Genomic DNA, 26,672 nt, shown 5'->3' with positions numbered 1-26,672 from the left:
TCGGAAGCTTACCGTCTTTTACGACACTCTCTAGTCATCGTCCTCATCATCTTCTTCTAGGCCATCGCCAGCAGCATTACCAACTAATCCTTGAAGAACACGAATTGCATGATTATCGTCCCCACGTAATTGTTCCATATAACTACGTAATGCGGGACGATTTTCTTTTTCTGCAAGTTTGATGGCCCGATCAACAAACAAGTTTTGGGTAACAAAATCTTGCACAGTTTCGCTTACCATTTCGTCAGCAGAAAAATATTTATTCTTGCCATTTTCACCAATCATGGAATATTCACTATATTCTGCGGTTGTTGAGGATGGTTTTTCATTTTCATCTAGTAATAATTCGCCAACTTCATCATAGTGACGGCGATTGTCTTCAATCAAAGCTTGGTATACCTGGCGAATAGCTGGCGCACTTAAGCCCTTCACATACCAAGTTGTTTGATGGAGTTTGGCGTCTAACACCGTAAAGTTTGAAACAATATGATTAACCATGGCACCAGCGGTTGGAACATGATGATCAATATCGGCCTGTTTTTGTTCTGCTGCAAATAATTCTTCTGGAGTTTTTGACATTTTTAATTCCTCCTAATTTCTTAATATACTTGTATTGTATCTAGTCTTTTTAAAAATTAAATTGACTGAGATCAAGTTTTGTAAATAGCGACGACCTACTAGATATCGTTTTTGGCGACATTCTTATGCTATAATCATTATGTTAGCGATTACAAAAAATAAATATAACAAGTTACATAGGAGGAGAATTTTTATGAAATTAGGTGCAATTGAAGCTGGTGGAACCAAATTTGTATGTGCGGTTAGCGATGGCGATTTTAATGTAGAGGACCGAACCCAGTTTCCTACCACAACCCCAGATGAAACCATGGCACAAGTTTTTGCTTATTTTGATCAACATCCTGTCGATGCCATTGGGATTGGCTCGTTTGGCCCCGTTTCTTTAAACGAAGACGCTGCTGATTTTGGTTTTATTACCAACACCCCAAAATTAGCTTGGAAGAACTATGATTTTCTTGGCGCAATGAAAACCCATTTTGATATTCCGTTTTACTTCACAACCGACGTCAATGTCGCAGCTTATGGCGAATATCAAGCTGGTGCTGGCCGCGGTAAAAAGAATATTTTGTACTGGACAGTTGGAACCGGTGTGGGTGCTAGTTACATTCAAAATGGTAAATTTCTCCAGGGATTTAGCCATCCAGAAATGGGCCATATTTTATTAAGACATGATCCACGTGATCACGATTTCGAAGGCGTTTGTCCTTATCATGGCGACTGTTTTGAAGGCTTAGCAGCTGGTCCGGCCATTGAAAAGCGCTTCGGCAAAAAAGGTTTCGAATTAGATCCTAGTGATGAGTTCTGGGAAATCGAGGCGAATTATATTGCCCAAGCTTGCGTCAACGCCACATTGATTTTACGCCCAGATGTCATCATCTTCGGGGGTGGCGTTATGAAACAAACCCAGTTATTCCCACAAATTCAGGCTTCATTTGTGAAACAATTGGCAGATTACGTAGATACGCCAGAAATTTCGGATTACATTATTCACGTTGAGTTGGGTGATGATGCCGGAATTACGGGTGCCTTAATGCTGGCAAAGAAGGCACTTAAATAGGATCGCGTTCAAAGCTCTGACTTGTTCAGAGCTTTTTTGATTGCAGACTGTCTGCTTCCCCTTCTTTCGTAATTAGGATAAAATACATGTAACAACTAAAAATATGAGGAGTGATTTAATTGGCAAAATATGAAACATTATTACCTAGATTTTTAAAATATGTCAAAACTAATACGCGTTCAAATCCTGATTCAAAAACAATTCCAACTGATCCAAAGGAAGTCGCTTTTTTAAAAACTTTGGCTCAAGAATTAACTGATCTTGGTTTACAAGATGTCCACACCCAACCTCAAAGCGGCTATGTTGTGGCCACTTTACCAGCTAATGATGACGGTAAGACCCCGATTTTAGGTTACATTGCCCATATTGATACGGCCGATTTTAACGCTGAAAATATTGACCCCCAGATTCACGAAAACTATGACGGCGAATCCGACATTCCGTTGAGTAAGGATGGCAAATGGGTTTTAAAGACTTCAGACTTTCCAGCATTACACGACTATAAGGGACAAACTTTAATTACCACCGATGGCACTACCCTCTTAGGGGCTGATGATAAATCTGGGGCAGCCGAAATCATGACTGCCATGGAATATTACATGGCTCACCCAGAAGTTAAACACGGTGAAATTCGGGTTGGGTTTGCCCCCGATGAAGAAACTGGTACCGGTGCTGACCACTTTGATGCCAAAGACTTTAACACAAAATATGCTTATACCGTTGATGGCGGTCCCCTAGGTGAGCTTGAATACGAAACCTTTAACGCCGCTCAAACAACTGTAGAGATTCAGGGTAATGAAGTGCATACGGCAACCGCAAAGGGCGTTATGGTAAATGCGCTCCAAGTTGGGATTGACTATCACAATCTTATTCCAGCTGGTGACCGTCCTGAACTTACTGATGGCCGGCAAGGTTTCTTCCACCTCTTCAAAATGTCTGGCACCCCAGATCATGCCAAACTTGTGTACATTATTCGTGACCATGATCGCAAAGTATTTGAACAACGCAAACAAGAACTCCAAAACATTGCTGATAAACTCAACACTGAGTTTGGAGAAGAACGCGTGAAAATCGAAACGCATGATCAGTATTACAACATGCGGGAAATTCTCGAAAAAGATATGACACCCGTTAAATTGGCACAAGCGGCAATGGAAAACTTAGATATCAAACCTAACATTTATCCCGTTCGTGGTGGGACAGATGGTTCGAAGATTTCTTTCATGGGGATTCCAACCCCTAACCTCTTTGCCGGTGGCGAAAACATGCATAGTCGTTATGAATTTGTTTCGGCCCAAACAATGGAAAAAGCCGTTGATTTGATTCTCGAAATTAATAAACTGAATAGTGACCAAAGTAAATAATTTTTCCAATATTAAAAGCGTTAGTGCTTGAATCTGTTCAATAACAGAATCAGGAACTAACGCTTTTTATTGTTTATAAAGTTTTTACGACCAATCCGATTCACTAACCGTTTCGCTGTTATTACCACGAACCCGCTGAACGATATAGATTGTGATACCAATGATAAATCCAATGATTGATGGCACCAACCAGGCAAATCCTTGGGAGAAGAATGGTACATATTTGCTTTCAAAACCGGTTAAGCTTTGCACAAATGCAGATTTAGCAACAACTGCTGGAGCTGCATTTAAGCCATCCACAACGGCTGGGACGAGGGTAAAGATCGTTGTCCAAATATAGACGACTCGTGTGCGATGGAATAATGGAGACGCAAGTGAAAGCAAAATCAACGTAATGCAAAGTGGATAAATAAACATTAGGAATGGAACCGCCGCATTAATAATTGTTTCAAATCCAAAATTAGATACTCCGAACGAAAGAACAGCGACAATTACCACATAAGTTTTGTAACCAAAACGTGGAAACATACTGCTAAAAGCTGTAGCAAATGAGGTTGTCACCCCAACCGTCGTCGTCATACAAGTGATGGTAGCCATGATTGCTAGAATATAAACACCGGCATTGCCAAAGAAATACTGGGTAATTTGGCCAAGCGCAATTCCGCCATCACCGGCAATTTTAAAATGGCCCAAGCTGGTTGCACCAACATATGCCAAGCCAGCGTAGATGACCGCCATTGCACTGGCAGCAATAACCCCGGCCTTTACTGTTAATTTAGCAACTGTTCCTTCTTTTTTAACGCCAAATGCTTTAATTGCGGTAATCACAACAATTCCAAATTCAACGGAAGCTAATGCATCCATCGTTTGATACCCTTGAATAATTCCATTTTGAACTGAGCCATGACGCCAAGCACCTGTGACTGCGCGGCCAGCAGTAGTTCCCATTGGCTTAAAAATGGCAACTGCAATCAAAATGACAACCATGATGATAAAGGCTGGATTCAAATAGCGACCTACATAATCAACAACCTTATGGCGATTAAGCGAAAAAAGAATAACTGCTGCAAAGAAACAAGCCGAGTAAATGAACAACCACATGGGCGCACTTGCTGCGCTCACATGAGTAGCAATTCCGAATTCAAAGGGAACCGTTGCCGTCCGTGGCGTTGCAAATGCGGGACCAATGAAGATATACAACATGACGGTAAAGATTAATGCATACGTTTTACCGATTGGTTGTGCCAATTCATAAACACCATGCGTTCGCGTAACCGCAATGGCCGTAACCCCTAATAATGGCAAAATCGTTCCGGTAATGATAAATCCAATAATTGAACTAAAAAATGCTGATCCTGACTGCTGACCAATTTGGACAGGGAACGTTAAATTACTGGCACCAAAGTACATGCCAAACAACATTGAAGCCACGACAATTAATTCTTTCCAAGTAAACTTATGTGTTTCTTCCATTTATAAAACTTCCTCTCTATTTTGCATCTCAAAGCTTAATATACAAAAAAAGCGCCCTTCAGATATAAATATCCAAAGGACGCTTTCACGTGTTACCACCTCAATTTACGAGTCTTTCACAAAACTCGCCTTACCATGTACGTCCTATTTTTCGCCAAAAATAGTTAATACATTGGCACGATATTGGGTGCACCCATAATCATCTGAACAATGATTCCGCTCATAACCGTCTTTTTAAACCAGGAACTGTGTTTTTTCAGCACCAAACACTTTCTAGAAATTCGCTAGTTTATCTTCCACGGAAATATCAACACGTGTTTCTCATTCGTATTTAATGTTTTTCATTATAGGGCCGTTAAAAAAAGATGTCAACCCTAAATTTTAGACTAAAAATGAAAAATTATAGCACTTATAAAAATACTAATCATTATTATTACCCCAGCTAAAAGTACCAGCAGAACTTGTATAAATTTATTATTCGTCTTATTTCTAGCAAAATCACCCACACTAAGAAGAACAAACAAGTCCACAAAAATTAAAAAGACATCACTTATCGAGAAACTATGTTCAAAAAGAGTTATTAACGCGCAGACTACCGCTACGCTCAATCCCAAAATGAAATTTCTTAATAAAATATTCCTATTGCTATTAGTACTAAACAATTTTTTCATAAAAAATCTCCCCCATAGCGTGCTTCAACTTATTTAGTGATATAACAAAACCCTACAAAAGTAAAGACTTATTACAATGAAAAAAATAACATTGCCTTTTTAGTTCTTATTGACAGTTCAACCTTCAGGCGCTAAACTAGATCTAAATTAGATAACAATTAAAAAGCAGTGAAGAGATGAGTAAGATCCCCCACTTTTAAAGAGAACCTCGGTTGGTGTGAATGAGGTAAAGCAGTGAGTCTGAACATGGTCTTGGAGAACAATCTATAGTAAACCGTTTGGCAAGATATAGATGGGAGCGCCCATTACAGCGCCGGAGCATCGTTTTTCTAAGGTGCTCTTTTGAGGAAACAAGTAATTTTTGTTTCAAACCAAGGTGGTACCGTGATCATTTCTTAATGAATGCTCGCCCTTGACGTTAATACGTTGAGGACGAGTTTTTTTGTGTCTAAATTTAAACTAAAAAAGGAAGTACAACAATATGACAGCAAATTTAAAAGCACCCTATCGTTTTGATCAAGTTGGTAGTTTACTTAGAAGTCCCGAACTAAAGACCGCTCACAAAGATTTTGCCGAAGAAAAAATTACTGCAGCACAATTACAGACTGTGCAACAACAAGAAATCAAAAAAATCGTTGATAAACAGGTTTTCCTCGGCCTCCACGCCGTAACCGATGGTGAATTTAGTCGTTCATGGTGGCATTTAGATTTTCTCTGGGGCTTAAATGGTGTTGGTAAATATGACTATGAAAAAAGTTACAAATTTCATGGTAAAAAAACACGTACCGATAATGCCTATTTAACGGGAAAAATTAGTTACAATCCCGACCATCCCTTCTTCAAAGCTTTTACCTATTTAAAATCGATCGTGCCTGATGGTGTGCAACCCAAGCAAACGATTCCGTCACCAAGCTTGTTATTCCGGGACAATCGGAGTGATAAGGCCTCAGAGTTTTATGCGAACCATACGGATTATTTAGATGATCTCGCCAAGGCCTACCACGAAACCATTCAGCATTTCTATGATTTGGGTTGTCGTTATATTCAGTTAGACGACACTACTTGGGCCTTCTTAATTAACCAATTAGACAATACTAAAGATGATCCAGAGACCCAAAAGCCATTCCGTAAACTCGCTGAAGATTCCGTTTATGTCATTAATAAATTATTGGAGAACTTGCCAACCGATTTAACCGTAACCACGCATATCTGTCGCGGTAACTTTCGTTCGACTTTCCTATTTTCTGGTGGTTACGATGTGGTCGCAGATTACCTTGGTCAACTCAACTATGATGGGTTTTTCCTTGAATATGACAATGATCGCGCTGGCGACTTCAAGCCCCTTGCAAAAATTTGGAATCACGATGCTCACAAACGGATTGTATTAGGCTTAGTTACCTCCAAGTTCCCAGAATTAGAGGACCAATCCCAGGTCATTGCCCGCATTCACGAAGCTACGCAAGAAGTACCACTTGAAAACCTAGCTCTTTCTACCCAGTGTGGTTTTGCATCAACTGAAGAAGGTAATAATTTAACGGCTGATCAACAATGGGCAAAACTAAGCCTAGTTATTGATACTGCTAAAAAGGTCTGGAAAGATGCTGAATAGCATCCTCTGACAAAAATATAGCCAGAGATTAAAACCGTATTGCGGTTAGTCTCTGGTTTTTATTTATAGGTGTAGTCTTCTATCTAAAGGTTGAAAGTACAAAATCACATCCAATTGCTTGATATAAAAACGCTCATGATAACAAAATTAGATTAAAATGCCGTCTTCCAGCAACTCCGGGCTGGAACGTAGTGGGCACGACTTAGAGCCGAAATACACGTCTCTAAGATCGGCCTTTATCTAAGCGAGAATCGCTAAGATAAATAACACTACTGAGCCCATTTTCTTCCAGCCTGATTAAAGTTTTCAAACTAATTATATCTAACGTAATGGTTATTATGGTGTCGTTCATGTGAACTATCTAAAGACAACGACTTTCCCAGTTTGGAGGCGTTTTGGCCTCAGGGGTGAAATTATCTTAGTGGCTTGCCGCTTAGATAAAGGTCGAGTTTGAAGACAAGTGACCTGCTTGGCTTCAAATCGTGCCCACCCCGTTCCAGGCCAAGGAAGCCGGAGAACGATAATTAACCTAATTTTGGTGAACTAAACCGTTTAATAGCAATAACTGAAGTCATTTTTGTACTTTCAACCTTTAGCTTCTATACAAAAAGGTTTCAAAAAGTGGTAATAACCCGCCTTTTGAAACCATTTCAGCTTGATAGTTACATTCACACAGGGAATAAACATAAGTACAAAATTTTGTTACTTATTAAAAACTAACTTGGTAAATAATCCCTTGTTTAATACGTGGTGTATAAGTATCTTGGCTAGTTTTAAGCTTGTTCATTTTGGCATTCAAACGTAAATGAGCCGTTTTATTCTTTAAGTTCTTAATCTGTAAAGTTTGTGTTTTTCCATTACCTTTTACAGTACCAACCTTTTTTGAACCATTGTAAACATGAACGACGCTGTTCTTTTGAGCCCGAACGCTCAAGGCCACATTGCCATTTTTGTTTCCGTGATTCAGTTTAAGAATAACGGGTGCTTGTGAAGCGTACTTGTTAGAACCTAATTTGTAAACCTTAGTAACCCGCTTGTTGCGTTTATTTGTCCCATAAAGTGTGAAAGTTTTATAACCTTGAAACTTCTCTGAAATCTTAAACGTTCCCTTATGGACATTCACATAAACTTTTTTACCATTGTTATAAGTCAAAGCCACCCGGTTAATAGCGAATTTGGATGAAGTCCTACCACTAAACGTTGCAACTTTCTTTGATGCATTGTAGCTGGTCCGAACCCCATTCAGTGCAGAAACTGTTTTGGCAGAAACACTGTTTTCGGCACCAAATAATAATCCAAATACCATGATCCCAACAATCGGTAAAAACTTACTTAACTTGCTAAATTTACTCAAAAGAAATTCCCCCTAAATTTTTGTTGCCCTGTATCACAAACTAATTGTAGTACTATTTTTTTTTGGGGGGGCAAATCAAGTAGCCTTTAGGATTGTTCTTATTTCATTTATGGAGTTTGCTACCCTTAATTAGAACTACCTGGTTTTGAACTCGAATATTTATTACTTAACTCTCGAATTAAATAAAACAAAAACACAAGCGGACCCAATAAAACATAACCAATTCGGATAAATAAATTGGCCATTGAATCAAAGTTACTGTCTTGCAGGGCATACCTTTGGATAGTCATATTATTGTGCTGATTGACAAAACTACTATCTCCCCACTTATCCTTTTTATGTTTTTTTAAATGCTCAATTTGAGTAGCTTTAGCTCCCTTTTGCAGAAATGAAATATTTTTTAATGACCATAATTTCTTTTTACAAAGATAAAACTGACTTAACCAGGAGATTCCTAACCAAACGTTTGGAAAATTCAGCGTCATTCTAAAATGATTATTCTTATCAAGGTTAAAGAAGACTAGCAAAATTGCGAAAAAGACAGTTTGCTCAAAGATTTTATAAAAATAATGTTTGTTTTCCATAAAAATCACCCTTTTAGTTTAAAACAACGAGAGTCACAAAATTAAAATATGGTTAGCTATTTAATCCTTATGTAATTATTATAAATAAAAATAGGTTTCTGTAAAGAGCCGTGTCTATTTAGAAAAAATATTTCAAAAAGGACGACAACGGTCAAACATGATATTATTAAGGAGCAATAAACTTCAGACCGACTTGGGGGAATAAACAGATGGGTAAAATCCGAATTAACAATATGAGTTTTCATACATTCAATGGTGTGTTTGCTGAAGAAAAGAAGCTCGGTCAACGCCTACAGATTGACGTTGAGCTCACTTATCCAATTGAAGAAAAAGTTCAACACGATGATTTAAAAGAAACGGTCAGTTACGCTGATGTGTATCAAACAATTGCTGATTTCGTGCTCAACAATAACTACAATTTAATTGAAAGTGTGGCTAATCACCTTCTGAAAAAGATTTTGGCTGATTACCCGACAATTCAAGCTGTAAAACTGAAAGTTCGCAAATATAGCGTGCCGATCGCAGGTATTTTCGACAACATTGAAATCGAGGTTTCTGGAGATCGCAAACATGAATAATCAAGTCTATTTAAGTGTGGGGTCTAATCTTGGTGATCGCCAGGATAATTTATCGCAGGCGGTACACCTCCTGAATCAAAATAAGCAAGTTACTGTTGAAAAGGTTTCGCCAGTTTATCAAACGCAGCCAGTTGGTGGGGTTCCCCAAGATAATTTTTTAAACCTTGCCATCCATCTCACCACAACTCTGACAGCTTACAAGCTTTTGGACTATCTTCACGAGATTGAACAAATGCTCCGACGGAAACGCCTCATTCATTGGGGTCCGCGCACCATTGATTTGGACATTTTATATTTCAATCATGAAACTTATCATGATGAAACACTTGTAATTCCGCATCCTGAAATCGGTAATCGTCGGTTTGTGCTCATCCCTTTATTGGACGTGTTGACTGACCCAGAGTTGATTGCCCAAACTAAACAAGCATTAAAAACCACCACGGATAAAAACTGGGTGGAAATTTTACATTAACACGAGGTTAATTAATATGAACGAAAAAAATAAAACGAAAATTAAAAATGCTGTCACTGATATTATTCAAGCCATTGGTGATGATCCAGAACGGGCCAGCATTCAAGAAACACCTGCACGCGTCGCAACTGCTTATGAAGAAATCTTTTCTGCAACAGGAAAAAAGCATTTCGAAGACTATAAAATTTTTAACGTCGACGAAAATGCCGATATGGTGGTCGTTCAAGACATTCCTTTCTATTCAATGTGTGAACACCATCTGCTTCCATTTTTTGGAACCGTTAATGTCGCTTATATTCCACAAAACGGCAAGATTATTGGTTTAAGCAAAATTCCCCGTTTGGTAAACTTTGTAGCCCGCCGACCTAGTGTTCAAGAAAATATTACCGTCATGATCGCCGATGAATTACAACGCATTCTAAATCCAAAGGGTGTCGCCGTTTCGATTTCGGCACGGCATTTATGCATGGAAATGCGTGGTATTAACAAATCCGGCTTATCTACGTACACCAATAAGTTTTCCGGTGTTTTTTCAGATGATCACGAATTAAAAAATGAATTTCTCCAACAAACTCGTCAGAAGTAGGCCTTCAACATGAGTAATGAACAGCAAGTTTATCAAAAATTAATTACGGATATGAATCAACACATGTTAGTCGCTGATGATAATCGGGTTCCCTTTCTTCGCCAGATTTTGGCCAAACTAGGCCACCCAGACCAAGCCTACAAAATTATCCATATTGCGGGAACCAATGGCAAAGGATCGACAGGTGCCATGTTGGCGGCCATCCTGCAGGAAAATGACTATCATGTTGGTCATTTTTCCAGTCCGGCAATGCTTGATGACCGGGAACAAATTAGAATTGATGGGCAGATGATTAGCTACACTGCATTTGTGCAAGCCTATCAACTAATTAACGATCACTTATCTGCAGATTTTGCAGCCACTTCCCTTTCAATTTTTGAATGGTTTACATTAATTGCTTTGGTAGCTTTCCAGCAAGCTAAAGTCGATTTTGTGATTTTAGAGGTCGGTTTAGGTGGCATGAATGATGCGACCAACGCGATTTCAGCGCCCTTATTGGCACTAATCACCCATATTGATTATGATCATACGCGCATTTTAGGCCATACGATTCGTAAAATAGCGACCCAAAAAGCTGGGATCATCAAAACTGGTTCTACTGTCATTGTGGCTCCTCACCAAAAACAAATGACTCGAAATGTTTTACGAACTGCTGCTAATCAACAACAAGTTCCCATCCATTTTGTGACTAATATTCATTTAAAGCTATTAGCACATAATTTTGAGGGCACAAAACTTCAAATCAGTGGCCCTATGATTCCGAATCATACTTATCAATTAGGCTTAATTGGCAGATTTCAGCTGGACAACTTGGCCACCGTTTTAAGTGCTGTAACTTGGTTAAGCCAGCATGACGTACAGCTTAATGAACAGCGGACGCAGCGTGCCTTAGCAAATCTAAAAATTGCAGGCAGGATGCAGATTATTCAGCGACATCCCACCGTTATCCTTGATGGGGCCCATAATTCAGACGGTGCCAAACAATTGGTTCAATCTTTACAACAACTTGCGCCTAATCAGAAAATAACTTTCTTATTAGGTTTTTTAGCAGATAAAAACTATCTAGAAATGCTGCAAAGCTATCTACCTTTGGCAAAAACAGTTTATGTAAACACACCTAGTCAACATCAACGTGCTTTGGATAAAGACGAATTAGCTAAGGTTATTCAAAAACATTTCAGCTTTTCTAAGGATCATCTTTTTAATGAAGCCGATGCCCATACGAGTTTACAAGTAGCATTAGCACATGCCGAGGTTGATGATGTCATTGTAATTACCGGATCATTCTATTTTATTAAACAATTTGAAGGTGACCAGCATGTTTAACCGCCCACTCATTATTGCGTCTAACAATCTCGACAAAACAGCTGAACTAGTTGCCTGCCTGCAAGAATTTCAAGTAGCTGCTAGGTCCTACCAAGATCTAATTTCCCGGGTTACTTTTCCTAATGAAGGGACCACAGATTACGTCGCAAATGCGCTAACTAAAACCCGTTTCATCTCAGGAAAGTTACCCCAAGAATCTGTTTTGGGTGATGATTCTGGCATGATTATTTCCGCATTTCCTAATAAATTTGGTGTGCAAACTTCACGACAATTAGTTGATTACCCTACAGATACTGATAAGAACCAATATTTACTTCAGCTTGTAGCGGGTAAATTACGTGATGTCGAATTACGGACTGATTTAATTTTACAGACACCTCACCATATTTATCATGGTTTTGGCGTCTTTGAAGGCACATTTAGTCTTGAAGAACGCGGTCAGAATGGCTATGGGTTTGACAGAATACTGATTCCAAAAGGTGAAACTCACACCTTGGCTGAATTGGAAAGCTCCAAAAAGTTTCCTTATCTTCATCGCACTAAAGCCGTAAAAAATCTTCTTAAAAAGGTGGCAAATAACGACTATGAAAATTATTGATATAACTGATCGATTTGCCCACTCCCAATCATTTTCGGATCAAATTACTCATGACATGTTGATTACCCAACGTAAAGTGGTTTTGAAATTTGAAGACCTCAACGAGATTGAGCTATCTACTATGCAAACCTTGCTGGCCGCTTTTGATACACCTATCCAAACTACTGAAAACTGGATACAAGTTGTTTTACCCTTGGCCGCTTTTCAATTTTTTATAGCTAAGGTTGAACAAAAAATTACAACCGACTCAGCTACTCAGCAGCTTCACGAAATATACGAACAGCACGCCGTTTACTGGAATTATGGTAATACACATCGTGATTTGATTCAGTCACCGCTAATTTATGGGATTCTAAACATTACCCCTGACTCTTTCTACGATGGCGGCGCATATGTAAAACCACAAATCATTAAATCTCACGTAGCTCATATGGTGGCCACTGGTGTGGATGTCATTGAACTCGGTGGTCAAACCACCCGGCCCGGCTACACTGAAATTTCTGCCAAAGAAGAATTGAAACGCATTTTACCAGCTATCGATTGGATTCATAAAAACTATCCGAAAATTTCTTTGGCAGTGGATACATATAAATATGAGGTAATGGCAGATTTGGTCAAAAATGGCCACGTTGCAATTATCAATGATGTACACGGATTTACGGATGACCCCCGAAAATTGACTTTACTCGCACCGACCAATATCGGATTGCTCACCATGCACAGCAGCCGTGAGGTCGAATATGACAACCTTACACAAGAAATGCAGAACTTTTTCACCCAAAACTTATCGCAATTAACTGCAGCGGGTATTGGTCGAGAAAGAATCGCATTAGATCCGGGGATTGGCTACGCAAAAGTAGCGGATGGTTATCAGGACTATGCGATGATGCGCAATATTGATCAATTTAATCAATTTAACCGACCAACTATGATCGCCATTTCACGAAAAGGATTTGGCGCAAAATTATTCGGACTAAAAAAAGAGAACCGGCTGGCAGTCACTCTTATCGCGGAAACTTATATGTATTTGCACGGTGGCAACATTTTGCGTGTGCATGATATCACCGAAACAAAGCAACTCGTTAAAATGATTAATACCATCAATAATGGATATTGGTTTAAGTGAGTGGAGCAAAGCGAATAAGGCTCAAGATATAAGGGTCCTGGATGCGGGATCGCAATCCCGCGGGAAGGATTCTTATATCTTGGGCCTTGCTTTGTGGAACTGTCCTCAAATAGTGAGTGGAACAAAGCGAATAAGGCTCAAGATATAAGGGTCCTGGAGGCGGGATCGCAATCCCGCGGGAAGGATTCTTATATCTTGAGCCTTGCTTTGTGGAGCTGTCCTAAAGCAGTGAGTGGAACAAAACGTTAAAGCCCAATGAAATAAGAGGACCGGAAGCGGGATTGTATCCCGCTCAGAGGTACACTTATTTCATTGGGCTTGTTTTGTGGAACTGTCCTCAAAGCGAGTGGCGGATAGTTATCGCCCTATTGCCTAAATTTTAGATATAAAATTCGAAAACAGATAAAAAGAGCCATGGAAAATTTTTTCCAGGACTCTTCTTTATTTGAATTAAATTAGCTTAGCAAAGGTGCCATCCCAAATACTTTCGTGATGCTTCACAATTGTGGCTGCATCTAAAAGCTTAGAATCAAATGTGGTCACCAGATCCCGTTTGACCTCAACTTGATAGTCTAAATGGCGCGCCACTCGAATAGTAGTGTCCACACAATATTCAGCCTGACCACCACAAACCTCTAAGCTTTTTGTATTATAGTTCTTCAAATAAGCTTCTAAATTCGTGTGATAAAAAGCATCCGGCGTCGTTTTTACAATAAACTCATCTCTTTGTTCATTAAAATCTAAATCTGCGGCCAACTGAAATTTTTTCGTGTCACTTGGAATCTCGTCATCGGCAGTTTGCACAAAAAAGATTGCCTTTCTTGCTTGCCGATACAGCGCGATTCGTTCATTAATTCCAGCAACAACTTTATCAAAATTAGCCATTCTCTTTAATGCGTTTTGCATGTCAATTACAATTAATACATCTGCCATAATTTTTCCTCTTTCATAAAACAGGTCGTTTTCGAATATCTCTTGTGCCGGGAAGTGTTGAACTTTCCTTACTCTCCAACTAATTCAGTACTGGCGAAAACTAATTGCCAAATTGTTCCCACAATATACATCTTGCTAATTATCATACAACTTTCTAATGATAAGGTAAGTATTGTGTGTCTTACTTAAGGGATTCTTAACCCCGTTAAAAAAGATCAAATATAAGCACCCCATAGCTCGCTGGATAGATACCGATATTTGACCTTTTTATAATTCATTTCACAAACCTTAGCCGATAATTATTTACTATTCGCATCACTCTTATGGATTGCCGCCATCGCCAATTCATTCACATAATTCAGTGGATTATCAAAATTTGGCTGGAAGAACATGTCTACCATTGAAAGCTCGTCAATCGTCATTTTTTGTTGAATTGCAAGCGAGATAACATTAGCTGATTGGGCACAATCATACGAACTATAAAAAGCGCCACCTAAAACAACCCGACTTTTTGGATCCCAGACCAGACGCATCAAAATGGGCGTTGTGCTCAGCATGAATTCAGGACGATAATTTTCTTCAAGGGTCACTGTTGATACTGTCACTCCGCGCGCCTTCGCACCACTTTCTGTTAATCCAGAAGAAGCAAGGGTTTTGCCAAACAAAGCAACGGCTGAAGATGCCTGAGTTCCCATATATTTCATGGTTGGTTTTTCAATGTTATGCCCAATTAAAATTCCTTGGCGGATGGCATTAGTCGCTAATGGAATATAGTCCACTTTTCCCGTTGGATTGTAGTGAACAACTGCCGAATCACCAGCTGCCAAAATGTCAGGATCAGAAGAACGCATATACTCATCTATGACAATGGCCCCGTTTTTCAACATTTTCACTTTACCCTTCAACAAATCGGTTGCCGGTCGAAAACCTGCACACAAAACGGCAAAATCTGCTGTATAGCTATTTTTACTGGTCGTCACTGTGACCTGGTCATTACCGGTAAAGGATTGTACCATCTCATTCATTGCGAGTTTGACACCATGATCTTCATAATCTTTTTCAACCCGTGACCCGATCTCAAGATCAAAGTTCTTGGCCAACACATGTGGCAGCCCGTCAATCAACGTTACTTTTTTACCAGCGACAGCCAATTGTTCAGCAAGTTCAGCACCAATATAGCCAGCCCCAACAATCACGGCAGACTTAGCATCTGGCGTTGTTTCCTTTAGGATTTTGGCATCGTTCCAATCCTTGCATAGTTTAACTTTTGAATTGTCCACACCTTTAATTGGCGGAATCACAGGGGCGGATCCCGTTGTCATCACTAATTTGTCATAGTGATCTTGAAATAATTCTCCGGAAACTAAGTCCTTCACCCGAATTACTTTTTTATCAGGATCCACACTTAACACATCATGCCGCATTTTCATGGTTGCGCCCAACTTGGTAAGCTCTCCCGGTGAGGAATAAAACATTTTATTAGGATCAGAAACATGATCTCCTACCCACAAGGCAATGCCGCACGATAGAAAAGACAAGTTGTCATTACGCTCATAGACGGTCACATCGTAGTCAGGGTGTTCAGTCAAAATTTGTTTCGTGGCAAAAGTTCCTGCATGGGTTGCACCAATTACAATTATTTTCATCATATAGCCTCCATAAAAACTTCTAATTACTAAAATAAATAACTTATCATTACGCTAAGTCTATTTAGAAAATTACTGAATGTCAACGGTTTCATCTTCTGACATAAAGCTACACCTACCAACAAAAAAACTGTTAACCACAAATTAATAACAGGTTAACAGTTCATAATTCAGTCCAGTTATTCAACTTCAAACTCATTCAAATAAACACTAAATGGTTGCAATATATCTGCGTCATAGCGTTTTTTAAATGCGGCAATTTCTGCAGCTGAATTAGTGGCTGGATCCAACTGTAGTTTTTCAGCCGGTAGCGGGCGGTTGTTATGAATTTTCACATCAATCACAACCGGACCTTCCACCTGTTTAGCAGTATCAAATGCTGCGACCATTTCATCATAAGTGTGAACGGAAATGCCTAGGGCACCCATTCCGTGTGCGATCATCGCAAAATCAGCACCTTGTAAATCCATACCAAAATACTTTTGCTTTTCATCTTCTTGCTCATCCTTGATAAAGTCAAAACTCTCATTAGAAAAGACCACGTTGATGATATGCAATTTTTCTTTAACTTGCGTCAGTAAATCCTGCATCACCATCGCAAACGCGCCATCACCAGTCAAATTAAACACTTGGCGATCCGGGTAAGTTAATTTACCTGCAATAGCCGCCCCCATTCCATAACCCATGGTGGCAAACAATGCTGAAGTTGTGAATTTTTGTTTTTCGTTCATGTTTAAGAAACGGAGACTATTCATCGTCACATCGCCAACATCGATGGCAAATACATCGTTGCCAGTAGAAATTCGATTAATTTGTTTGAAAACAGATCCCACTCCCAACGGACTGGTGGTTTTGTCGGCTAATTGCTGTAAATAAGCGCGCCAGTTCTTCCTGTTTGCCACACAAGCGTCATAAAAGCGCCGGTGGGCCACTTCATCACTCAATGCGACTAATTGTTTCATTGCCTGTTTGGCATCACTTAGAATCGGTACATCAACGTTGTGGCGCTTGCCAATTTTGGAAGAATCAATATCAACTTGAATAAATTTTGCATCCGGATTGAACATGCCTTTTGTACGGGCAAACGGAAAATCAGCGCCAATCATCATGATTAAATCGGCCTGCTCCAAGGTCTCATTCCCAGGTTTAGTTGAAACCCGATAGGCTGATCCCATGTTACCTTCAAAATCATCAGGAATCATTCCCTTTGAAATGGCGGACATCACAACTGGTAACTTTAGATGCTTCGACAAGGTCACGAGTTCTTCTGTAGCCCCGTTAACACCAATTCCAGCAAAAATAACCGGATGTTTTGCCTCACTAATTAGTTTTAAAGCTGCTTTAATCTTTTCTTCATCAGGCTGAGGTAGTAATGGTTTCACATAACTATGACCTGATGACCAAAAATCGGCCGGAATATCTTTGGTCCCAAAATCATTTGGAATCGTGACAACTGCCACGCCATTTTCTTTGTACGCCCGGCGAATGGCTTCATCGATCACGTGAGGTAAACTATCGGCAGTCATCACTGTACGGTTATATACCGAAACATCGGCAAACATGGGATTCTCATTCATTTCTTGGAAAGAATCCCAATTCATGTCAGACGTGCCGACTTGACCAATAATTGCCAACACGGGAGCATGATCCATCTGAGCATCATACAAGCCATTAAATAAGTGCGTTGCGCCAGGACCAGCCGATCCAAAACAAACGCCAATTTTTCCTGTCAGTTTTGCGTGGGCAGCTGCAGCAAATGCTCCCACTTCTTCATGACGAACCTGAACATAATCAATTTTATCTTGTTCGACTCGCAGGGCCTCCATCGTACTATTAATCGAGCCACCTGGAATTCCATAAACTTGCTTAACATCCCAGTCTTCTATAACCTTCATCATCGCGATACCAGCATTAATTGTCTTACTCATTGTTATCCCTCTTTCCAAGAAATGTTTATCGTTAACTACTACTGCGATAGTATCTCACGAAAGGGTCGAAAGTAAAAGAAAACGCTCTCACTAAAAAAACACTCCTAATTGATTAAGCTTTAAGGCGCAAAATTAATGTTTATAACTAAAGGGTGAAAGTACAAAAATGACCTCAGTTACTGCTATTAAACGGCTTAATCCATAAAAATTAGGTTAATTATCGTTCTACGGCTCACTTGGCCTGGAACGGGGGTGCGAGTTCTTGCGGCTGTCTTTGCCACAAGAATCGACAGCGTATGAAGCATTGCGGGTTTTCGGTACGAAAACCGACCTTTATGCGTAATAGCGGGTACGATTTGAAGCCAAGCAGATCACTTGTCTTCAAATTCGACCTTTATCTAAGCAAAAATCGCTAAGATAAATTTCACCCCTGAGGCCAAAACGCCTCCGAACTGGGGAAGTTTTTGTATCAAGCAATTGAATGTGGTTTTGTACTTCCAACCTTTAGTTTATAAAATAAAAAAACTGAATCCTTTCACTTTTATGAAAGAATCCAGATTTATTTTTAAATTGTTTTTATAGTGCAGAAACTGTTGTAATAATTAACCAGACATTCAAGATAACCAAGACAACTGCGGCAATCCAGGCACAAACCTTAACCCATGGACGGTTCGCAAATTCACCCATGATTTTCTTACTACTGGTAAACAAAATCAGTGGAATCATCGCGAATGGTAACGCAATACTTAAGAATACCTGTGAAAATGTCAGTAAGTTTTCAATTTTAGCTTCATTGCCATGATAATAAATGGCAAACGCTAGAACTGGTAAAACGGAAACGAGCCGAGTAACTAAACGCTGAGCCCACATTGGCATCTTCAAACGGATGAAACCTTCCATAATGATTTGTCCAGAAAGTGTTCCTGTAATTGTTGAACTTTGACCTGATGATAACAAGGCAACCGCAAATAATGTACTTAGCACTGGGCTGGCAATTGCACCAACGATCTTTGAATCACCGAGAGCGTTGTATAAATCAACGAAACGGCCCAAATCTGAATTAGTACCAAAGAACAGTGCAGCTCCTAAAATCAGGAGTAAACAGTTTACAACAAACGCTACTGTTAACTGCATATTAGAATCTGCAACCGTATAACGGATGGCACTTCTAATACTCTTATGATCATTACGATCAAAGTTACGCGTTTGTGAAATTGATGAGCCAAGGTATAAGTTATGAGGCATAACCGTGGCACCAACAATACCTAAACCAATATATAACATTGATTTGTTTTGAATCAAATCTTTACCGGGAGCAAATCCCTTTAAAACTTCTGGCATGTTTGGTTGTGCCAAAATAACTTCATACAAGAAAACAAACAAGATAACTGCTACTAAAGTTGCTACGATTGCTTCAATTTTTCGAAATCCTAGTTTCATTAACAACATCAACAGTAAAACATCGAATGTTGTAATGATAATACCGACAATCAGTGGAAATCCAAAGAGTAGTTCCAACGCTATCGCTGATCCAATAATTTCCGCAACATCGGTGGCCATAATGGCTAGTTCGGTAATAATAAATAACACGATACCACCAAATTTGGAAGTCTTTTCACGCGTAAGCTGTGCTAAATCACGACCAGTTACAATTCCTAGTCGGGCAGCCATTGCTTGCAATAACATCGCAATTAAACTTGAAATTAAAACGACACTGAGTAACCGATACTTAAACTGAGCTCCACCAGAAATTGAAGTAATCCAATTACCAGGATCCATATATCCTACAGAAACTAGGACTCCTGGTCCAAGGTAAGCTAAAAATGTTTTAAACACCCCAGCATTTTGAGGAACTGAGACACTTCCGTTAATTTCATCTAAAGATTTATTTGCGCCATCTGTTGATGAAATAATATGATGCTTTTCTTCGTTACTATTCTTTGCCATGCTATTCCCTCTTTTCTATCATTCTCAAAATTCAATCTCTGAATTATCGAACTACGATTACGGAAACCTGGGCCCGTTTTGCAATCCTTAATCCCACTGCACCTGGAACTCTGTGTTTTGAATCCTCTGTATCTGATCCACAAACAATTAAGTCAGGCTTAAATCTTGGAATAACCTTGTCTAAAATGACATCGTCAACATCACTCGCTCCAACGGTTAATCCTGTAACATGTTTAACGCCTAGTTCCTCAGCAATTGTAGTATAGTCCTCAACTGCCTGGCGAACGACGTCTTCTTTTTTATCAACTTTACCAGGGGTCATCACATCAAAAATGCTAATGTCATCATCTTCTAATACTGACACAATGCACAGTTCAACTTGGTAATCATGAGCCATTGTCGTTGCATACTGAAAGGCTCTCGTTGACGAGTTAGGATCATCAGCATCCACTGTCAATAACACACGATGAAACACAAGTGGTTCTTTCAACTTATCGACTTGCATAACAAACCTCCTTTAAACTTTCTTAAACTCTGCCGCCTTACTGATAGTAACACTTACTTTTTAAAAATGCCACAAAAAAATGAACAAAAACAAAAAAAGTTTAAATGCTGGTTTGATTTAAGTTTAGGCACGCCTCAATTTGTTACGGCACCATCTAGTTTGTAACCGGTATCTATAAAAAAACACCCGATCTTTGCAGATTGGATGCCTTCTTTCTATATTTAATTGTTTTTGGTCATGTGATTACGTGTACTTTTATTAATAATCACTGTAATTAACGCCACAAGTGCCAAAACGCTCAAAATTACATAATCAATCTTTGATCCTTGTCGTACTTGAGAAAAGGTTGATCCACCATGCAATTCTAGCGAACTAATCACGGAAGCGAGGATAACTGTTCCCATGGCACCAGCATATTGCTGCATCATGTTAAACAATGAATTGATGTCGCCTCGTTTTTCAGGAACAACTTGTTGACTAGCAGCTCCCATAACATTTCCGAAACTGAACGCAACGCCAACTCTGAGAATCACAAACAAGATTAACAAAATCATTGAAGTCATCACATCATTCAAGAAGAAAAATAAAACAACGGATGCTAAGAGACAGATATTTCCAATCATTAATGGTAAAAATGCACCCTTTTTATCCATAATGGCTCCGGTACTTGGTGAAATGATTGCTCCAATTAAGGCACCAGGTAGAACTAATAAACCAGCTACCATAGATGTTTGATGCAAATTAACTTCTGCAACCATTGGCAGTAACCAGGAAATACCAATATTAACAAAGGCTAATACAAAGTAGTTTATCAAATGAAGGAAGACTGATTTCTTTTTTAGCAAACTAAAATCAAGAACTTCTTTAGAGCTTTTGGAGTTATACCACGCATAACTTAATAAAAGCAAAATTGAAATAACTAATGAAATCCAAAAAGCTGCAGATGTCCATCCAGCCAGTCCAGCTTCATTAAAGGTCCAAACAAAACCAATTAGAACCAAACTTAGCCAAACCATGCCAATACTATCAAAGGATAATTTTTCACCCCGTTTGTGTTGGACCGGAATATCAATATTTATCATTCCCATGATTAGCACAATCACGCTGAGAGGTAGAACGACCCAAAAAATCCATCGCCAGTTCATCAAAGTGTTTAAAATACCACCATATGTCGGTCCCAATGCTGGTGATAAAGAAGTTAGCATACTTGCAACGCCATTATATGTGCCGACATGCTGACGGGGAATCTTAACGTTAATAATTTGAAACATCAACGGCGTGGCGAGTCCAGTTGCAATTGCTTGAATCATTCGCCCAATTAATAAAATCCAAAAACTATCTGCAATGGCACATACAATTGAGCCCACAATAAAGGCCGCGGCCGAAAAAATAAAAATTGAGCGAAATTTAAAGCGCCGCATAATAAACGCCATTGCTGCCATCATAATGGTAACCAACAACAGATAAGCCGTTGTAATCCACTGAACCGTCCCAACGCTAACGCCAAATTGGTTGCTTAAAGTATTCATCGTCACGTTAAGCGAGGTTTCAACCAAAATTCCCATAAAGGAGATCATCCCAGCTGATACAATCGCTAATTTTGTTTTAAGTGAAATCTTTTCTTCATTCTTGATCGTATTTCATCTCCTGAATTTTTTGCTTATTTATCAATAATTTCAAAACATAAGGACACTTACAGCAGAAATTATTTTTTCTTACTGCGTGTCCTTGAATAAGTTAATTTAATCTGTTGATTTAAACGCTTTTTGCTGAGCTTCAGGACCGCTCACGAAGGCAGCTGATCATAAATAACTACACCTCACAGCGGGATGCGATCCCGCTTCCGTTGCAGTTATTTATGATCAGCTTAACGCCTTCGTTCGCGCACTATTCTTTCCATCTCTCATCCACCTCATTCGGAATCCCAAACGCATCCAACACCTTCATCGTCTGGTGGTTCACCAAATCCTGAATTGTCTTTGGATGATTATAGAACGCCGGCATTGGTGGAATGATTTGCGCTCCTATTTTGGCGAGCTTTGTTAAATTTTCCAAATGAATCACACTCAAGGGGGTCTCTCTCGGCACAATCACTAATTTTCTTTGTTCCTTAATCGTGACGTCCGCCGCTCGGGCAATCAAATTGTCACCGATTCCATACGCAATCGTCGCCACCGTTTTCATGCTAGCCGGTACAATCACCATGCCGTCATTTAAAAATGAACCACTCGCAATCGTTGCTCCCTGATCATTAACGTTATAAGTTTTATCGGCCAATGCTTTGATTTGTTGCAAAGAATAGTCCGTTTCCAACTCTAAATTTTTCTTAGCCCATTGACTCATCACCAAATGAACCTCAACGTCATCAAGTTGATGCAGTTTTTCCAACAAATCAATTGCATACACCGTGCCCGAAGCACCTGTGATTCCGACGATAATTTTTTTCATGTCTGCACCCCAAAAATCTTAATCATTCCAAATATTTTTTCCAATCTTTTACTTCTTTAAATTGAGCTCTTTCAAATTGATCCTTCATATCAAATGGCACCGTGCCATCAATGATTAACTTCGATGACATGCCGCGGGTTCGAATTGATTTTGGATCGTACTCAGGCCGCTCCGATGGATCTAATGGATGATTTCGCATTCCTGGTAACACCACAATATCTTGATCGGCTTGAAAACGCGTATTAATTGTCCACACCACATCGTTCATATCAAAAATATCAACATCTTCATCTACCAAAAAGACGGTTTTCAATTCTTTAAATGATGAGAAGGCCAATAAGGCTGCTTGTCGTTGAATCCCTTCATCCGCTTTGTTTTCCTTACGAATTTGCATGATGGTCATCAACTTACCACCACCTGCTGGGGGATTATATACATTCAAAACTTTGCCAGGAATTGCGCGATTCGTTAAGGACAAGATGCTTGCTTCCGTTGGAATTCCAGCCATGCTGACATGTTCTTCAGAAGGTCCGATGACACTTTGCATGATGGGATCTTTCCGGTGCGTAACAGCCGTAACTTTGATTACTTGCAGAGCTGGATTGGCATCACCATCGTATCCAGAAAATTCTGGCATTGCTTTACCAGTATGCGTATTAATATCTTCTTGAATGCGCTCATTAGGCATGATGTAGCCTTCCAAAGTATATTCAGAACGCGCAATTGCTTTTTCATCAACAGTCAAACCATCAACTAATTGAACTGGTTCTTGACGAATGGCACCCGCAACACCTAATTCATTGTAGCCAAGTGGCGTTGTCGGAGGCTCAAAAGTTGCGCCAATCGTTACGGCTGGATCCAAACCGATATTAATGGTAATTGGCATTGGTTTATTCATCTTTTCGTATTCTTCAGCAAACTTCCCAATGTGACGCCCACCAGGCATGATGTAAATTCCGAGTTTATCTTTATCTTCAAGGACCATGCGATGAATAGTCACATCACTCATGGTTTTATCTGGATTTGAGCCGTAAACCACGCCAACTGTAATGTAAGGACCAGCATCTTGGGGTGTATTTGTAGGAGCTGCCACTAATTTACGAATATCAAAATCCGGGTCAGTTGCCTTATGCACAACTTCATGGGTGGGTGCGTCGGCTTCTTTAACCATCACAGGATCAACCGGATTCTCTACTGAATCATTCAAAAATTGACCAAGGGTGTGGTAGTCATGATGAAACATCTTCCCAACGCGTTTGCGGCTGGCCATCAATCCCATTAAAACTCGGGTATGTGGAAAGCCTTTGACGTTGTTAAACATCATTGCTGGTCCCTCTTAAGTAGGCCGTTGAACGGTTCCACCAGCACCAATGTAACGATAAACACCTGATAATTCGGCGTCAGGATCAACTTCAACATTCGTTTCATGATATTGACCAGGTTCTTTTTTTAGTTCATCAAGAACTTTACGCAAATCATAAACATCTTTTTTTGCCATAATAATGACCTCCTAATTTCAAGTAACTATGCGTGTTTCTTACGTTCATACACGATAATTTCATTATATAAGCGCGATTTCTTGCGAACAAATCGCGTTTCGACTAGCATTATGCCTAACAGGAATATTAGAAAATGAGGACTCATTATGACTATTGATGATTTAAAAGATTTTGTCACCTTATACCAAACGCGCAATGTGTCTGATGCCGCGGTTGAATTGATGATGACCCAGTCGGCACTTTCCAAGCGCATCCAGGCCATGGAAAACGAATTAGCTACCAAACTAATTTCAACCAAAAATAAACGCCACCTGGTTATTACCGAAAGTGGTGAGGTCTTCTTCCGATACGCAAAAACCATTTTGACCCAGTATGGCTTGCTGACAAATGAGCTTGCAGAATATCGGGAACTCAAAAAAGGAACCCTGCACATTGGCAGCGTTCCAGTGATGTCACAATATGGATTAATGGAAAAGACAAGCCAATTCATGGCTGACTACCCGCAAATTAACATTCGACTAGAAGAATTGGAAGGTGAAGAACTGCTCGAAATGTTGCAAACAAAGCAGTTAGATCTCGGTATTTTACGCAATATGCAGTCGCAACTTTTGAATAAATCCCAGTTTCAATTTATTGATATTGACCAAGATGAACTTAAAATCATCCTGCCCATTACGCACCCCCTTGCAAAACAAAAGAGGATTTCAATGAACAATCTGCGGGATATTGAGGTCGTTTCATTAAATCCAGGTTCTGGTATTTACGAACAGGTCGGCAATCTCTATCAACAAGCGGGATTCACACCAAATATTCGTTTCACTTCCACTCACATTGAAACGTTGTTGGGAATCATTGCCAAATCGGAACGCGTCACTTTCTTGTTCGAAAAATCAGCAGAACCTTTCATGACGGATCAGTTTGTGAGTCGTTCGTTTGAAACTCCAATTTATAACAAGTTGCAACTCGTGTATCCACAGGGAGAATTAACCCAGGCGGGAAGAAGATTTGTGGGATATATGGAAGTGAGCGGAACAAAGCGATTAAAACACAAAAACTAAGGGTGACGGCGGTGGGATCGTAATCCCGCCAGAGGCGCACTTAGATTTTGTGGTTTGCTTTGTGGAGCTGTCCTAAAAATGAGTGAGTGGAACAAAACGGTAAAGGCCAACAAAATAAGGGGACCGGAAGCGGGATCGCATCCCGCTCGGAGGTTCACTTATTTTGTTGGGCTTGTTTTGTGTAGCTGTCCTAAAAATAAGTGAGCAAAACAAAACGGTAAAGCCTAATGAAATAAGGGGACCGGAAGCGGGATCGCATCCCGCTCAGAGGTTCACTTATTTCATTGGGCTTGCTTTGTGGAGCTGTCCTAAAATAGTGAGTGGAACAAAACGGTAAAGCCCAATGAAATAAGGGGACCGGAAGCGGGATCGCATCCCGCTCAGAGGTTCACTTATTTTGTTGGGCTTGTTTTGTGGAGCTGTCCTCAAAAGTGAGCAAAACAAAAAAGCCAAACATCCGAAATCAGATATTTGACTCTTACACTATTTATAATTTACGTCTTCGCCGACTACTTCGCGTTTCTGGCTCTGAATCAGTTTTCGTGTCATCTTCAGACGTGTGAGGATGAACGCTAGCACGAGTTGTTTCTGACCAAGCTTTTTCGTTGGAATCACTCTGTGGATCTTTTCGATTAGGCGTAGATTTAGAATGTTGGGCTAGATAGAACACCGCTCCTAAGACTAAGACAGTTGGGACCAAAATTGCGGCATCCTTCAACCAAGGAACAAATATTCCGGATAAAAATGCACCAGCAGCAAAACTACCAATCACAATTCCCGTATCCGTCGCTTTTTGTTGGGCCGTTACATCATGATGCACATAACCCGTATACAAGTTTTCAGCAGTTGTCCGAATGTTTCCAGTCATCATGAGAGATGTGAATGGTCCATCTTGCAACTTTCGGAATTCCTGTAGCTGAGCCGCTGCAGTGATGGCCAGCAACATCACGGTGATCACATCAGGAGCCCGTTGACTGATCATTGCTACCAGTACCATCAAAACAAATTCATATCCTAATACAAAATACGCTCGTTTTAAATAATTCTGTTTAAAAAAATGCTGCATGTGGCGAATAAAAATGGTTCCTAATCCAAACGCGATAATCGCAATCAGATAATAACCAACCTTGACAAACTGTCCTTTGCTCAAGCTAACCCCCAGTAAAATCAAGTTTCCGGTTTGCAGTCCCGCAAACACCCCGCCATGTTGTAAATATGTGTAAGCATCCAGACCACCTGCAATGGCCGCCAAAAAAGCACCAAAATATAATTGCTGATAGGCAGGATAAACATGTCTTCTCAAAAAATGGTCCTCCTTCTCATCTCATGCT

At 39.8% G+C, this 26,672-nt stretch carries 22 protein-coding genes and 1 pseudogene; 10 read left to right on the top strand and 13 right to left on the bottom strand.

The window, feature by feature from the left end; all coding sequences use genetic code 11:
- Nucleotides 1-30: 30 nt before the first annotated feature.
- Nucleotides 31-579: a ferritin-like domain-containing protein gene (locus ADU73_RS05980; protein WP_046871173.1), complete on the bottom strand. Its 549-nt coding sequence runs from the start codon at nt 577-579 to the stop codon at nt 31-33.
- Nucleotides 580-772: 193 nt separating this feature from the next.
- On the opposite strand from ADU73_RS05980, the gene ADU73_RS05975 reads away from it, so the two are divergent.
- The gene (locus tag ADU73_RS05975) at nt 773-1,636 is read left to right on the top strand and encodes an ROK family protein (protein ID WP_062913281.1); all 864 of its coding nucleotides are present in this window, start codon (nt 773-775) and stop codon (nt 1,634-1,636) included.
- A gap of 119 nt (nt 1,637-1,755) precedes the next feature.
- Entirely contained in the window at nt 1,756-3,000 is a 1,245-nt protein-coding gene (gene pepT / locus ADU73_RS05970; protein ID WP_056985947.1) for a peptidase T, read from the top strand.
- A gap of 84 nt (nt 3,001-3,084) precedes the next feature.
- On the opposite strand, the gene brnQ is transcribed toward pepT, so the two are convergent.
- Nucleotides 3,085-4,473, bottom strand: coding sequence for a branched-chain amino acid transport system II carrier protein (brnQ, locus tag ADU73_RS05965; RefSeq protein WP_062913280.1), 1,389 nt, complete (start codon nt 4,471-4,473; stop codon nt 3,085-3,087).
- A gap of 1,152 nt (nt 4,474-5,625) precedes the next feature.
- Here brnQ and ADU73_RS05955 point away from each other — a divergent pair.
- Nucleotides 5,626-6,753 carry a vitamin B12 independent methionine synthase gene (locus tag ADU73_RS05955; RefSeq protein ID WP_062913279.1) on the top strand — a complete coding sequence of 376 codons (1,128 nt, stop codon included), beginning with the start codon at nt 5,626-5,628 and terminating at the stop codon, nt 6,751-6,753.
- Nucleotides 6,754-7,462: 709 nt separating this feature from the next.
- Here ADU73_RS05955 and ADU73_RS05950 read toward each other — a convergent pair.
- Together ADU73_RS05950 and ADU73_RS05945 are read right to left on the bottom strand one after the other, a co-directional pair.
- Entirely contained in the window at nt 7,463-8,107 is a 645-nt protein-coding gene (locus ADU73_RS05950) for a hypothetical protein (RefSeq protein ID WP_056985949.1), read from the bottom strand.
- Between the two features lie 125 nt (nt 8,108-8,232).
- Nucleotides 8,233-8,691 (bottom strand): hypothetical protein, encoded by a 459-nt coding sequence (locus ADU73_RS05945; protein WP_046870615.1) that lies wholly within the window; start codon nt 8,689-8,691, stop codon nt 8,233-8,235.
- A gap of 209 nt (nt 8,692-8,900) precedes the next feature.
- Here ADU73_RS05945 and folB point away from each other — a divergent pair, with 209 nt between their 5' ends.
- The 6 genes from folB to folP are packed head-to-tail and all read left to right on the top strand — an operon-like array spanning nt 8,901 to nt 13,377.
- On the top strand, nt 8,901-9,269 hold the full coding sequence (gene folB / locus ADU73_RS05940; protein ID WP_080945465.1) for a dihydroneopterin aldolase: 369 nt from the start codon (nt 8,901-8,903) through the stop codon (nt 9,267-9,269).
- A complete protein-coding gene (gene folK / locus ADU73_RS05935) occupies nt 9,262-9,741 on the top strand; it encodes a 2-amino-4-hydroxy-6-hydroxymethyldihydropteridine diphosphokinase (RefSeq protein WP_046870614.1) in 480 nt (159 codons plus the stop codon). The genes folB and folK overlap by 8 nt, the downstream gene beginning before the upstream one ends.
- Nucleotides 9,742-9,757: 16 nt before the next feature.
- Nucleotides 9,758-10,327, top strand: coding sequence for a GTP cyclohydrolase I FolE (folE, locus tag ADU73_RS05930; RefSeq protein ID WP_046870613.1), 570 nt, complete (start codon nt 9,758-9,760; stop codon nt 10,325-10,327).
- Between the two features lie 9 nt (nt 10,328-10,336).
- Nucleotides 10,337-11,653 (top strand): bifunctional folylpolyglutamate synthase/dihydrofolate synthase, encoded by a 1,317-nt coding sequence (locus ADU73_RS05925; protein ID WP_046870612.1) that lies wholly within the window; start codon nt 10,337-10,339, stop codon nt 11,651-11,653.
- The gene (locus ADU73_RS05920) at nt 11,646-12,251 is read left to right on the top strand and encodes a non-canonical purine NTP pyrophosphatase (protein WP_046870611.1); all 606 of its coding nucleotides are present in this window, start codon (nt 11,646-11,648) and stop codon (nt 12,249-12,251) included. Before ADU73_RS05925 ends, ADU73_RS05920 begins: the two co-directional genes overlap by 8 nt.
- Nucleotides 12,238-13,377, top strand: a complete 1,140-nt coding sequence (folP, locus tag ADU73_RS05915; RefSeq protein WP_062913278.1) for a dihydropteroate synthase — start codon at nt 12,238-12,240, stop codon at nt 13,375-13,377. The genes ADU73_RS05920 and folP overlap by 14 nt, the downstream gene beginning before the upstream one ends.
- 450 nt (nt 13,378-13,827) lie before the next feature.
- Here the strand turns inward: folP and ADU73_RS05910 are convergent, their stop codons facing one another.
- The 8 genes and pseudogenes from ADU73_RS05910 to ADU73_RS05875 all read right to left on the bottom strand — a co-directional run bounded on the left by ADU73_RS05910 (nt 13,828) and on the right by ADU73_RS05875 (nt 24,282).
- A complete protein-coding gene (locus ADU73_RS05910; RefSeq protein WP_062913277.1) occupies nt 13,828-14,310 on the bottom strand; it encodes an isochorismatase family protein in 483 nt (160 codons plus the stop codon).
- Nucleotides 14,311-14,609: 299 nt separating this feature from the next.
- Nucleotides 14,610-15,956, bottom strand: coding sequence for an FAD-dependent oxidoreductase (locus ADU73_RS05905; RefSeq protein WP_046870608.1), 1,347 nt, complete (start codon nt 15,954-15,956; stop codon nt 14,610-14,612).
- Between the two features lie 179 nt (nt 15,957-16,135).
- The gene (gene spxB, locus ADU73_RS05900; RefSeq protein ID WP_062913276.1) at nt 16,136-17,884 is read right to left on the bottom strand and encodes a pyruvate oxidase; all 1,749 of its coding nucleotides are present in this window, start codon (nt 17,882-17,884) and stop codon (nt 16,136-16,138) included.
- A gap of 576 nt (nt 17,885-18,460) precedes the next feature.
- Entirely contained in the window at nt 18,461-19,831 is a 1,371-nt protein-coding gene (locus tag ADU73_RS05895; protein ID WP_062913275.1) for an Nramp family divalent metal transporter, read from the bottom strand.
- A gap of 43 nt (nt 19,832-19,874) precedes the next feature.
- Complete coding sequence (locus ADU73_RS05890) at nt 19,875-20,336, bottom strand: universal stress protein (protein ID WP_046870605.1); 462 nt, start codon at nt 20,334-20,336, stop codon at nt 19,875-19,877.
- Between the two features lie 221 nt (nt 20,337-20,557).
- Nucleotides 20,558-21,913, bottom strand: a complete 1,356-nt coding sequence (locus tag ADU73_RS05885) for an MFS transporter (RefSeq protein WP_063510346.1) — start codon at nt 21,911-21,913, stop codon at nt 20,558-20,560.
- 310 nt (nt 21,914-22,223) lie between these two features.
- Nucleotides 22,224-22,784 carry a UbiX family flavin prenyltransferase gene (locus ADU73_RS05880; RefSeq protein WP_056985954.1) on the bottom strand — a complete coding sequence of 187 codons (561 nt, stop codon included), beginning with the start codon at nt 22,782-22,784 and terminating at the stop codon, nt 22,224-22,226.
- A 22-nt stretch (nt 22,785-22,806) separates the two neighbouring features.
- A pseudogene (locus tag ADU73_RS05875) lies at nt 22,807-24,282 on the bottom strand (UbiD family decarboxylase).
- A gap of 147 nt (nt 24,283-24,429) precedes the next feature.
- On the opposite strand from ADU73_RS05875, the gene ADU73_RS05870 reads away from it, so the two are divergent.
- A complete protein-coding gene (locus ADU73_RS05870; protein WP_046872091.1) occupies nt 24,430-25,341 on the top strand; it encodes a LysR family transcriptional regulator in 912 nt (303 codons plus the stop codon).
- Nucleotides 25,342-25,828: 487 nt separating this feature from the next.
- Here the strand turns inward: ADU73_RS05870 and ADU73_RS05865 are convergent, their stop codons facing one another.
- Nucleotides 25,829-26,644, bottom strand: coding sequence for a YoaK family protein (locus ADU73_RS05865; RefSeq protein WP_081113859.1), 816 nt, complete (start codon nt 26,642-26,644; stop codon nt 25,829-25,831).
- Nucleotides 26,645-26,672: the final 28 nt, after the last annotated feature.

Origin of the sequence: Pediococcus damnosus, assembly GCF_001611155.1 — a bacterium.
In the GTDB taxonomy this organism is placed as follows: domain Bacteria; phylum Bacillota; class Bacilli; order Lactobacillales; family Lactobacillaceae; genus Pediococcus; species Pediococcus damnosus.
Note: the sequence above shows the minus strand (reverse complement) of the source record. Positions and strands in the feature narration are given on the sequence as shown.